This window comes from Kluyvera sp. Awk 3 (genome assembly GCF_028069715.1).
Classification (GTDB): Bacteria; Pseudomonadota; Gammaproteobacteria; order Enterobacterales; family Enterobacteriaceae; genus Kluyvera; species Kluyvera georgiana_A.
On the sequence record NZ_JANEWH010000015.1, the window covers coordinates 42,480 to 54,053 of the forward strand.

At 56.4% G+C, this 11,574-nt stretch carries 11 protein-coding genes; 3 read left to right on the forward strand and 8 right to left on the reverse strand.

The features are described 5' to 3' along the window. Positions 1-383: 383 nt before the first annotated feature. The 3 genes from treC to treR form a co-directional block, all read right to left on the reverse strand. Positions 384-2,027: an alpha,alpha-phosphotrehalase gene (treC, locus tag NNN71_RS05480; protein ID WP_271458037.1), complete on the reverse strand. Its 1,644-nt coding sequence runs from the start codon at positions 2,025-2,027 to the stop codon at positions 384-386. A 55-nt stretch (positions 2,028-2,082) separates the two neighbouring features. Beyond that, a complete protein-coding gene (gene treB / locus NNN71_RS05485; protein ID WP_163445798.1) occupies positions 2,083-3,504 on the reverse strand; it encodes a PTS trehalose transporter subunit IIBC in 1,422 nt (473 codons plus the stop codon). Positions 3,505-3,698: 194 nt separating this feature from the next. After that, a complete protein-coding gene (treR, locus tag NNN71_RS05490; RefSeq protein WP_271458038.1) occupies positions 3,699-4,646 on the reverse strand; it encodes a trehalose operon repressor TreR in 948 nt (315 codons plus the stop codon). A 155-nt stretch (positions 4,647-4,801) separates the two neighbouring features. On the opposite strand from treR, the gene mgtL reads away from it, so the two are divergent. Both mgtL and mgtA read left to right on the forward strand, forming a co-directional pair. Continuing rightward, entirely contained in the window at positions 4,802-4,852 is a 51-nt protein-coding gene (gene mgtL / locus NNN71_RS25230; RefSeq protein WP_122983162.1) for a mgtA regulatory leader peptide MgtL, read from the forward strand. Between the two features lie 152 nt (positions 4,853-5,004). Beyond that, positions 5,005-7,713 carry a magnesium-translocating P-type ATPase gene (gene mgtA, locus NNN71_RS05495; protein WP_271458039.1) on the forward strand — a complete coding sequence of 903 codons (2,709 nt, stop codon included), beginning with the start codon at positions 5,005-5,007 and terminating at the stop codon, positions 7,711-7,713. Between the two features lie 60 nt (positions 7,714-7,773). On the opposite strand, the gene ridA is transcribed toward mgtA, so the two are convergent. The 4 genes from ridA to NNN71_RS05515 all read right to left on the reverse strand — a co-directional run bounded on the left by ridA (position 7,774) and on the right by NNN71_RS05515 (position 9,783). Beyond that, the gene (ridA, locus tag NNN71_RS05500) at positions 7,774-8,160 is read right to left on the reverse strand and encodes a 2-iminobutanoate/2-iminopropanoate deaminase (RefSeq protein ID WP_000047541.1); all 387 of its coding nucleotides are present in this window, start codon (positions 8,158-8,160) and stop codon (positions 7,774-7,776) included. Between the two features lie 73 nt (positions 8,161-8,233). Next, the gene (pyrI, locus tag NNN71_RS05505) at positions 8,234-8,695 is read right to left on the reverse strand and encodes an aspartate carbamoyltransferase regulatory subunit (protein ID WP_163445795.1); all 462 of its coding nucleotides are present in this window, start codon (positions 8,693-8,695) and stop codon (positions 8,234-8,236) included. A 12-nt stretch (positions 8,696-8,707) separates the two neighbouring features. Continuing rightward, the gene (gene pyrB, locus NNN71_RS05510; RefSeq protein WP_163445794.1) at positions 8,708-9,643 is read right to left on the reverse strand and encodes an aspartate carbamoyltransferase; all 936 of its coding nucleotides are present in this window, start codon (positions 9,641-9,643) and stop codon (positions 8,708-8,710) included. A 35-nt stretch (positions 9,644-9,678) separates the two neighbouring features. Further along, on the reverse strand, positions 9,679-9,783 hold the full coding sequence (locus NNN71_RS05515; RefSeq protein WP_191091012.1) for a pyrBI operon leader peptide: 105 nt from the start codon (positions 9,781-9,783) through the stop codon (positions 9,679-9,681). A 264-nt stretch (positions 9,784-10,047) separates the two neighbouring features. Here NNN71_RS05515 and NNN71_RS05520 point away from each other — a divergent pair, with 264 nt between their 5' ends. After that, on the forward strand, positions 10,048-10,500 hold the full coding sequence (locus NNN71_RS05520) for a YhcH/YjgK/YiaL family protein (RefSeq protein ID WP_163445792.1): 453 nt from the start codon (positions 10,048-10,050) through the stop codon (positions 10,498-10,500). Between the two features lie 39 nt (positions 10,501-10,539). Here the strand turns inward: NNN71_RS05520 and argF are convergent, their stop codons facing one another. Beyond that, positions 10,540-11,544, reverse strand: coding sequence for an ornithine carbamoyltransferase (gene argF, locus NNN71_RS05525; RefSeq protein WP_065358336.1), 1,005 nt, complete (start codon positions 11,542-11,544; stop codon positions 10,540-10,542). Positions 11,545-11,574: the final 30 nt, after the last annotated feature.

The following is an 11,574-nucleotide window of genomic DNA, read 5'->3' on the forward strand; positions in this document are numbered from 1 at the left end:
CACTCCAATATTTATAAGAACAGGTTATCCACAGAGGTGGGAAAACAGCGATTGGCGTATTTACTCCATTAACCAATACTTTCCCCCGCGTGCGGCCCAGGTTATCCACATACCGGCTATCTTTTTCGTGATTCTCATTGTGCAATGATAGACGATAAATACCATATGTAGGGCCGGGACGCATTTTAAGTTCTATATGTAGTGATTTGCATCAAAGATGTTTGCGCTTTTATTGATTCAGAACAAAGTAAAAATGCAAGAGTACAGATGACAGGCGTTGAGGGTAATGTAAATTTTTATGCTCAAGAAGTGTCCAAAAAAGGACCGAAAAACAGCGGGATGCGAAGAAGCCCGGCAGCGGGGCGCTACCGGGCCGCGGAGGTTTAACGCTGTAGCCACCAGATGGCTTCAAACGGTCGCAGCGTCATCCCTGCTGGGGTGGCGTAGTTGCTCATCAGCACTTCGCCATCAGTGGAGCCCGCCGGTGGCTCCCAGTCCTGCGGCTCGCCGCTGAGGTTCGCGGCGACCAGCAGCGTCTGCCCCTGCCACTGACGGCGGTAACACCACAGCGACGGATGCTCCGGCAGCAGATCCTGGTAGTCGCCCCAGGTCAGCACCGGTTCGGATTTACGCAGTGCAATCAACTGCTGGTAGGCGTAAAACACGGAATCAGGATCGGCCAGCGCACCTTCAACGTTGATGTCGGCAAAGTTATGGCTGACGCCAATCCACGGTTCGCCAGTGGTAAATCCGGCGTTAGGGCTGGCGTCCCACTGCATCGGCGTACGGCTGTTGTCGCGGGATTTGCTGGCCAGAATCGCCAGCAGTTCGTCGGCATCGCGCCCCTGCGCCAGCAGCTCGTTATACATGTTGTGGCTTTCAACGTCGCGGTACTGCTCTATCGTCGTGAAGTGCGGGTTGGTCATGCCAATCTCTTCGCCCTGATAGATGTACGGCGTCCCCTGCATGCCATGCAGCACCATCGCCAGCATCTTCGCCCCCGTGATGCGATATTCACCTTCGTCACCAAAGCGGGAGACGATGCGCGGCTGGTCGTGGTTACACCAGAACAGCGCGTTCCACGCCCGGTTGTGCATGCCTTGCTGCCAGTGACTAAACAGTGATTTCAGCGCCACGAAATCCGGACGCGCCAGCGTCCACTTCTCGCCGCCAGGGTAGTCCACCTTCAGGTGGTGGAAATTAAAGGTCATCGACAGCTCTTTACCGTCGAGAGAGGCATATTGCTGACAGTTTTCGAGGGAGGTGGAGGACATCTCGCCGACGGTCATCAGGTTGCGCGGGGTAAAGACATCGCGGCTGAATTCCTGTAAAAACTCATGCGCTCGTGGGCCATCGGTATAGAAGCGGCGGCCGTCGCCCTGATGATCGTCCGGGAAGGACTGGTCTTTAGAGATGAGGTTGATAACGTCGAGACGCAGGCCATCGACGCCGCGATCTGCCCAGAACTCACAGACCTTTTTCAGCTCGGCGCGTACCGCCTCGTTTTCCCAGTTGAGATCCGCCTGCTCGGTGGCGAACAGATGCAGATAGTACTGCCCGCTGGCCGCATCCCACTGCCAGGCGTTGCCGCCAAATTTCGAACGCCAGTTATTCGGCGGGGTGTCCGGGGTACCGTCGCGCCAGATATAGAACTGGCGGTACGGGCTCTCTTTATTCAGCGATTCTTTAAACCACGCATGGTGGGTGGAGGTGTGGTTGAGCACCATGTCCAGCACGATACGAATGCCGCGCTGATGTGCTTCGGCAACCAGCTTATCAAAATCGTCGAGCGTGCCGTAAGAGGGGTCGATCTCGGTGTAGTCAGCAATATCGTAACCGTTATCCACCTGCGGAGAGACGTAGAACGGTGTTATCCAGAGGGCATCAACGCCGAGCTTTTGCAGATAGTCGAGTCGTGAGGTCACGCCGCGCAGATCTCCCGTTCCGCTGCCGGTCGTGTCCTGGAAGCTTTTCGGGTAGATCTGGTAAATCACGCCGTTTTGCCACCAGTGAGGTAGTGTATTCATTGGGTTGTCCTCGAATAAGAATCAGGGGCGCAAGTGCGCCCCGAAGAAGATGTGTTTACATGACGGGCAGCGTGCCCTGACTCTCTTTGCGCTTGTATACCATCATGGTCAGAATAATCGGCACGACCACGGCGATGATCATCGCGATGCTATAAACGCCCCAGAAGGTCGGTTTGATTGACAGGATGCCCGGCAGGCCGCCGACGCCGATACCGTTCGCCAGCACGCCGTACAGGCCGCACAGCAGGCCCGCGATACCGGAACCAATCATCGCGCAGAGCATCGGGAAGCGGTATTTCAGGTTGATCCCATACATGGCCGGTTCGGTGACGCCGAGGTAGGCAGAGATAGCCGCCGGAACGGAGATTTCACGCTCTTTAGCCTTACGACTGCAGATGATAATGCCGACGACGGCAGAGGCCTGCGCGATGTTCGACAGGGCAATCATCGGCCACACCGGGGTGCCACCCATGCTCTGAATCATCTGCATATCAATCGCCAGCGTGGTCTGGTGCACACCGGTAATCACCAGCGGCGCATACAGGAAGCCGAACAGCGCGGCGCCAATCGGTGCGAAGCTGCCGGTCAGCAGGTGACGCACGGCGAAGGCAACGCCATCGCCAATCAGGCGACCGAATGGCCCGATAATCGCGTGAGCAAGGAATACCGCCAGAATCAGCGAGCACACCGGTACGATAACGAGGTACAGGTAGTCCGGCACGATGCGCTTAAGGCGCGTCTCAATAAAACCGAGGGTCAGACCCGCCAGCAGCGCCGGGATAACCTGCGCCTGGTAGCCGACTTTAGCGATGGTAAACAGGCCGAAGTTCCACACTTCCGGCACCTGCTGACCCAGCAGATAGGCGTTCATCAGTTGTGGGGAAACCAGCGTCACGCCGAGCACGATGCCAAGGATCGGCGTACCGCCCATTTTCTTCACCGCCGACCAGCAGATACCGACTGGCAGGTAGAAGAAGATAGCTTCGCCAATCAGCCACAGGAAGTCATAGATGGTTTGCAGCGACGGGTGCATCTGCGCCAGCGTCTGGCCGTTGCTCATCGGCAGATCGCCGATCACGTTACGGAAGCCTAAGATCAAACCCCCGCTGATCAGTGCCGGCAGCAGCGGGAAGAAGATCTCCGCGAAGTGGGAGATCATCTGCTCGTGCCATTTCATGTTCTGGCGCGCCGCCTGTTTGGCTTGCTCTTTGTCCACGCCGGTCTGGCCGGTGGTGGCGAGCAGCGCCTGGTAGTAGTCGCCCACTTCGGTGCCGATGACCACCTGGAACTGCCCGGCGTTGGTAAAGCAGCCCTTCACCATCGGCAGTTCTTCGATGGCTTTCGGATTGGCTTTGGCCGGATCGTTCAGCACAAAACGCAGGCGCGTGATGCAATGGCTGACGGTGGCGATGTTTTCGCGTCCGCCAACCAGCTCGATAAGTTTATCGATGTTCTTTTGTTCTATTTTTTTGCTCATGATAGGGCCTTCAAACAGAGATAAGATCTCCCCGATAACCGCCAATTCAGACTGCCCTGGTATGGGTAACCTGACGGACTCAGGATATGAACAGTGAGTAATACGCTGAATATAAGCGTAGCGGGTTTACGCATTTGGGAAAATGGGAACGTTCCCGAAACGCAGCAAAGATCACATTAAAGCAGACTTTACGCTTAGGCGAGGAGGGCGGGGATCACTATCTGCTGCGGTTCGCGCTTACCGCCGATCAGGGCGATCAGTTGTTCTGCGGCGCGGCGTCCGGCCTCGGCATAGCCGGGATCGACGGTGATAATTTCTGGATGCAGGAACTTGGTCAGCGGGGTGTTGCCGACGCTCGCTAGCTGGACGCTCTCGATGCGCTGTTCCTGGAAATATTTGCTGACGCCCAGCGCCAGGGTATCGGTGGCGCAAATGAGCGCAGTGGTCTCGGGGGCAATGACCTCACGTGCGAAGTCGTAGCCCTGTTTCATCGCCAGGCCCGGTAGCGCGGCCATCGGCGTGAGCTGATGGCGCTGGCAAAAGGTCTGATAGGCATCATGACGGCGCTGTCCGGTGGTGACATCGCTCGGTGGTACCCCGAGGAAGCTGATATGGCGGTGGCCGCGTTCATACAGGCGCTGCATCAGCAGTGTGATGGCGCCGTGATCGTCATAGCAAACTGAGGAGAAACCGCTGGCATCGCGGGCCATCAGCACCAGAGAGGGCTGCCAGTTGGCCAGCGTCTCTTCGGTGACGCCGGTAAACCCAAACAGGATCACGCCATCGATATTGCGGCGCTTGAGCATCGCCAGATGTTCTACGACCTTTTCGGGCGAGAACTGGCTTTCCATCATGATGGGGTCGTAGCCCTGTTCGTAGAAGGCGGGCAGCATGGTTTGCACCGCCAGATTTTCCGACAGCGAATCCAGGCGAGTGACGATAATGGCGACCACTTTATCGCTTTGCCCGCGCATGGCGCGCGCGGAGCGAGAAGGGGAGAAGCCGTGCTGGAACATCACCGCTTCCACGCGCTCGCGGGTGCGTTCGCTGACGCCACTTTCGTTATTCAGCACGCGGGAGACGGTTGATTTGCCAACACCGCTCAGGCGAGCGATGTCTTTGATGGTCAGCCGATTTTGCATATAGTTGCCCCACGTGAATATTTTACCGTCAGACCCGATGGTTGACGTGCCGTTGAATTACCTGCCGTTATTATATCGCCCTAATAGCCACAAAACTTATGATTTTCTGCGTATAATGCGCGGCGTTTTCTACTATCAACCTTACCGGAGGCTTTATGGATCCCGATCCCACACCTCTCTCGCGCTGGAGAGTAACGTTCCGGTAAGTCAGTTTTGCGCTGCCTTGCCGATGATGTGAGGCAGTGACATTCCTTAATCATGTCCCTGCAAGATAAAAATTAAGTGCCTGTGCGGTACAGATTAGCTGTGCCCGTAGGCCTGACTGCGGTCGCGTCCGGCGACTGCAGGGGGATTTTGTATGCTGAAAAATTTAACCCGGCAGCTGTTCGCACAGCTTGGCCGCCACCTTCCGCGCCGTCTGGTACAGCGCGATCCGATGCCGACTCAGCAAAGCGTCGCCCATACGCCGATTCCATCCTCGCTCAGCGAGCACTGCCTGAAAATGGCCCGGCTCAATGAGCAGGAACTGTGGCACACCTTTAACACGCACCCGGAAGGGCTGAACGCGGCTGAAGTCGAGCAGGCGCGCGCCACTCACGGTGAAAACCAGCTGCCGGCTCAGCAGCCGCAGCCGTGGTGGGTGCATCTGTGGCTCTGCTACCGTAACCCGTTCAACATTCTGCTGACCGTGCTGGCCGCCGTCTCCTACGCCACGGAAGACCTGTTCGCCGCGGTAGTGATTGTGCTGATGGTGGGTATTTCTACGCTGCTGAACTTTGTCCAGGAAGCCCGTTCGACCAAAGCGGCGGATACCCTGAAAGCGATGGTGAGCAACACCGCGACGGTGCTGCGCGTCATCAATGACAAGGGCGAGAGCAACTGGGTGGAACTGCCTATCGACCAACTGGTGCCGGGCGATATTATCAAGCTTGCCGCCGGGGATATGATCCCGGCGGATCTGCGCGTGATTCAGGCGCGTGACCTGTTTGTGGCCCAGGCATCGCTGACCGGAGAATCCTTGCCGGTTGAGAAAGTGGCGCAGACCCGCGAGCCGCAGCAAACCAACCCGCTTGAGTGCGACACCCTGTGCTTTATGGGCACCAACGTGGTCAGCGGCACCGCGCAGGCGATGGTGATTGCCACTGGCGCCAACACCTGGTTCGGGCAACTGGCCGGGCGTGTGAGCGAGCAGGAGAGCGAGCCGAACGCCTTCCAGAAGGGTATCAGCCGCGTCAGCATGTTGCTGATCCGCTTTATGCTGGTGATGGCGCCGATTGTGCTGGTGATTAACGGCTACACCAAAGGCGACTGGTGGGAAGCGGCGCTGTTTGCCCTCTCCGTAGCCGTTGGCCTGACGCCAGAAATGCTGCCGATGATCGTCACCTCGACGCTGGCACGTGGCGCGGTGAAGCTGTCAAAACAGAAGGTTATCGTCAAGCACCTCGACGCCATTCAGAACTTTGGCGCGATGGACATTCTCTGCACGGATAAAACGGGCACCCTGACGCAGGATAAAATCGTGCTGGAGAACCATACCGATGTCTCCGGCAAGGTGAGCGAGCGCGTGCTGCAAACCGCGTGGCTGAACAGCCATTACCAGACCGGGCTGAAGAATCTGCTGGATACCGCGGTGCTCGAAGGCGTCGATGAGGCGGTGGCGCGCCAGCTCTCGACCGACTGGCAGAAAATCGATGAGATCCCGTTTGATTTCGAACGCCGCCGCATGTCGGTGGTGGTGAGTGAAAAGCCGGACGTGCACAAGCTGATTTGCAAAGGCGCGTTGCAGGAGATTCTCAACGTTTGTACCCAGGTGTATCACAACGGCGAAATCGTGCCGCTGGATGAGACCATGCTGCGCCGCATTAAGCGCGTGACCGACACCCTGAACCGTCAGGGGCTGCGTGTGGTCGCCGTGGCGAGCAAATACCTGCCGTCCCGTGAAGGCGACTACCAGCGCATTGATGAGTCTGACCTGATCCTCGAAGGCTATATCGCCTTCCTCGATCCGCCGAAAGAGACCACCGCGCCGGCGCTGAAAGCGCTGAAGGCCAGCGGCATTACGGTAAAAATTCTCACCGGCGACAGTGAGCTGGTGGCGGCAAAAGTGTGCCACGAAGTTGGGTTGGACGCGGGCGAAGTGATTATCGGTAGCGATATTGAGCACCTCAGCGATGACGAACTGGCGCAGCTTGCGGCGCGCACTACGCTGTTTGCCCGTCTGACGCCGATGCACAAAGAACGCATTGTGACCTTGCTGAAACGCGAAGGGCACGTGGTGGGCTTTATGGGTGACGGCATCAACGATGCCCCGGCGCTGCGCGCGGCGGACATCGGTATTTCCGTGGACGGCGCGGTGGATATTGCTCGTGAAGCGGCTGATATTATTCTGTTGGAAAAGAGCCTGATGGTGCTGGAGGAGGGCGTGATCGAAGGGCGTCGTACCTTCTCGAACATGCTCAAATACATCAAGATGACCGCCAGCTCGAACTTCGGTAACGTCTTCAGCGTGCTGGTGGCCAGCGCCTTCCTGCCGTTCCTGCCGATGCTGCCGTTACACTTACTGATTCAGAACCTGCTGTACGATGTATCCCAGGTGGCGCTGCCGTTCGATAACGTTGACGATGAGCAGATTCGTAAACCGCAGCGCTGGAATCCGGCGGATCTGGGGCGCTTTATGGTGTTCTTCGGGCCGATTAGCTCTATCTTCGATATTCTGACCTTCTGCCTGATGTGGTGGGTATTTAAGGCCAATACCCCGGAAATGCAGACGCTGTTCCAGTCCGGCTGGTTTATTGAAGGGCTGCTGTCGCAGACATTGATTGTGCATATGATTCGTACCCGCCGCATTCCATTCGTGCAAAGCCGCGCCGCCTGGCCGCTGTTCGCGATGACGCTGCTGGTGATGGCGGTCGGTATCGCGCTGCCGTTCTCACCGCTGGCAAGCTATCTGCAATTAGAAGCATTACCGCTGAGCTACTTCCCGTGGCTGGTGGCGATTCTGGTGGGTTATATGACGCTGACGCAGATGGTGAAAGGGTTCTTTAGCCGCCGCTATGGCTGGCAGTAATCCCGCGTATAACATCAAAAAAGGCAGCCATTGGCTGCCTTTCTTCATACTGCATCGAAATTAGCGACGAACGGCAATCGCTTCGATTTCAATCTTCACGTCTTTCGGCAGACGCGCCACTTCAACGCAGGAACGCGCCGGGAAGGTGGCATTGTGCTCGGTGAAGAACGCTTCGTAAGTGGCGTTAACGGTCGCGAAATCGTTGAGATCTTTTACGAAAACGGTCGTTTTTACGATATCGCCCACTTTCAGGCCCGCGGCCTCAACGATCGCTTTGACGTTTTCCAGCGACTGACGCGCCTGTGCGGACACGTCTTCCGGCACGCTGCCGGTTTTCGGGTCAACCGGGATCTGACCGGAAGTGATGATCATGCTGCCCAGGTCAACGCCCTGAACGTATGGGCCGATAGCTGCCGGTGCATTTTCCGTCGCAATAGTTTTGCTCATGATATCTCCAGATGAACTGCAGTAATTAGGTCGTAGCCATTATAGGGACGCCTAATTCCAATACCAACCGCAATTAGTTGGCCAGCACCACATAATGGGAAAACTCTTTTTCACAGTATTTGCATTTGAGTGCAACGTCATCGGCGCGTTTTTTCACTGCAAAGCTGGAGGAAACCGGCTCAGCGTGGCTGATGCAGTTGCTGTTTGGGCACACCAGCACGCTCTCAATACGATCCGGCAGGCTCGGACGCGATTTGCCCACCACTTCATAGTTGTCGATACGGTTCACGGTAGCCTGTGGGGCGTACAGCGACAGTTGGTTAACCTGCTCATCAGTGAGGAAGGTATTCTCAATTTTAATCAGATCTTTGCGGCCCATTTCACCGGACGGCAGGTTCAGACCGATGGTGATGCGCTGGTCAGTTTCGGTCAGCTTGAACAGCGTCAGCAGTTTAAAACCGACCTGTGCCGGGATGTGGTCGATCACGGTGCCACGTTTGATGGCTTCTACCTGCAATTTGTTGTCGTGTGTCATCGTCATTCCCTCTTACAGAGCCAGTTCGCTATTCAGTACCAGTGCCAGTAACGCCTGGCGGGCGAAGATGCCGTTGCCGGCCTGCTGGAAGTACCAGGCGTGCGGCGTCTTATCGACATCGGTAGTGATCTCGTCAATGCGCGGCAGCGGGTGCAGCACTTTCATATTGTCGCGTGCGCCGACCAGGTCTGCGGCGCGCAGGACAAACTGCGCTTTCACGTTGGCGTATTCGGACGGGTCGAGGCGCTCTTTCTGCACGCGGGTCATGTAGAGAATGTCGACCTCGGCCATCACCTCTTCAATCGCGCTATGCAAGCTCCAGGCGATACCTTTCTCGTCGAGCATATCGAGGATGTACTGCGGCATCGCCAGCGCGTCCGGGGCGATGAAGTAGAAGCGGTTACCGTTAAATTTCGCCAGCGCCTGGGTCAGCGAGTGCACGGTACGGCCATACTTCAGGTCACCAACCATCGCGATGTTGAGATTTTCGAGACGGCCCTGGGTTTCCTGAATGGTGAACAGATCCAGTAGCGTTTGCGTCGGGTGCTGGTTTGCGCCGTCACCGGCGTTGAGTACCGGAATACCGCCGGAGAATTCGGTCGCCAGACGCGCCGCGCCTTCCTGCGGGTGACGCATCACGATGGCGTCGACGTAGGTGCTGATGACGGAGATGGTGTCAGCCAGGGTTTCGCCTTTTTTGCCGAGCGAGGTGTTGGCGCTGTCGGAAAAACCCACCACGCTGGCGCCCAGGCGATGCATGGAGGTTTCAAACGAGAGGCGGGTACGCGTCGAGGCTTCGAAGAAACAGCTGGCAATGACCTTGTGCTTCAGCAGCTCAGGCTGCGGATTGGCTTTCAGTTTAGCGGCGGTCGCCAAAACCAGCTCAAGGTCTTCGCGGCTGAGATCGTTTATGGAAATGATGTGTTTTTGATACAGCGGATTAGCCATGTTTATCTCCTGACGACGGCGCAAAAAAAAGCCCCTTAAATAAGGGGCTTTACGAATACGGATGCAACGGAAAGGAAAAACGGCAGGCCAGCGTCTTTTTTCAGACGCGGTAAGACGCGATGTCGTACACACTGAACCATAATTCCTCCCGGCAAAACGGCTGGCATTATACGCAGCTTTGGTAAGGGATCAAGCGCTGAATTCACATTTTAATCAACGAAAACGATTCTCATAGAATGAGTATTCGCTTTTTATGCATTTAAATTCTTAGCGCCACTCGCCTGGCACAAACTGTGCGCTAAACCGGCAGGACCGCAATAACAGGGTAAAAAGTGCTGGTATGGTATCGCGAATTTACGTATAACAACTAAAAATTGAAACATCGTTTTATTTGTGGAGTCATCATGATTATTGGCAATATTCACAACGTGCAGTCCTGGCTGCCGGAAGAACTGCGTCAGGCGATTGCCTACATTAAGGCTAACGTTACCGCGGAAACCCCGGAAGGGAAATACGACATTGACGGCAACCGTCTGTTTTATATGGTTTCAGAAAACATGACCGAGCCATTTGCCGAGCGTCGCGCCGAGTATCACGCGCGTTACCTGGATATCCAGGTGGTGCTGAGTGGTCAGGAAGGGATGGCGTTCAGCACCCAGCCTGCGGGCAAACCGGACACCGACTGGCTGGCCGACAAAGACATCGCTTTCCTGCCGGAAGGCGTGCAGGAAAAAATGGTGGTGATGAGCGAAGGTGACTTCGTGGTGTTTTACCCGGGTGAAGTACATAAACCGCTGTGCGCTGTCGGCACGCCGGCGAAAGTGCGTAAGCTGGTGGTGAAACTGCTGGTTGCCTGAGAAGTCACGCCCTGACCGTCAGGCCAGGGCGTAGCCCGCTTATTGGCTCAGCGTCGCCACCATCACGGCTTTGATAGTGTGCATGCGGTTTTCAGCTTGATCAAACACGATGCTGGCTGGTGATTCAAAGACCTCGTCGGTCACCTCCATCCCACCGTGCATACCGTACTCAGCGGCCATTTTCTTACCCAGCGTCGTCTGGTCATCATGGAATGCAGGCAGGCAGTGCAGGAATTTGACCTGCGGGTTGCCGGTCAGTTTCATCATAGCGCTATTCACCTGATAGTCGCGCAGCAGCGCAATACGTTCCGCCCACTTCTCTTTGGCTTCGCCCATCGAGACCCACACGTCGGTATAGATAAAATCGGCCCCTTTTACGCCTGCGGCGATATCTTCCGTCAGCGTCACGTTGCCGCCGTTTTTCTGCGCCAGCGCTTTACACTCGGCCACCAGGCTCTCTTCCGGCCAGCACGCTTTTGGCGCGACAAGGCGCAGATCCAGTCCGGTTAACGCTGCGGCTTCCAGCATGGAGTTACCCATGTTGTTGCGCGCGTCTCCGGCATAGACCAACGTCATTTCGTTGAATGCTTTGCCCGGCAGGTGCTCCTGCATGGTCAGCAGGTCAGCCAGTAGCTGGGTCGGGTGGAATTCGTCGGTCAAGCCGTTCCACACCGGCACGCCGGAGTACTCGGCCAGCGTTTCGACCACTTCCTGGCCGTAGCCGCGATACTGAATGCCGTCATACATGCGGCCCAGCACGCGCGCGGTGTCTTTAATCGACTCTTTATGGCCAATCTGGCTGCCGCTGGATCCAAGATAAGTGACGCGAGCGCCCTGATCGTAAGCGGCAACTTCGAAAGAGCATCGGGTGCGGGTCGAGTCTTTTTCGAAGATGAGCGCGATGTTTTTACCGGTCAGGTTCGGCGACTCCGTGCCGCTTTTTTTATCCGCTTTTAGTTTTGCCGCGAGTTGCAGCAGCGTGGTGATTTCTGCAGGGGTAAAATCGAGTAATTTTAAGAAGTTCTTTTTATACAGAGTAGACATTTTTCCCTCACCTGGCTCAAGCCACTTATT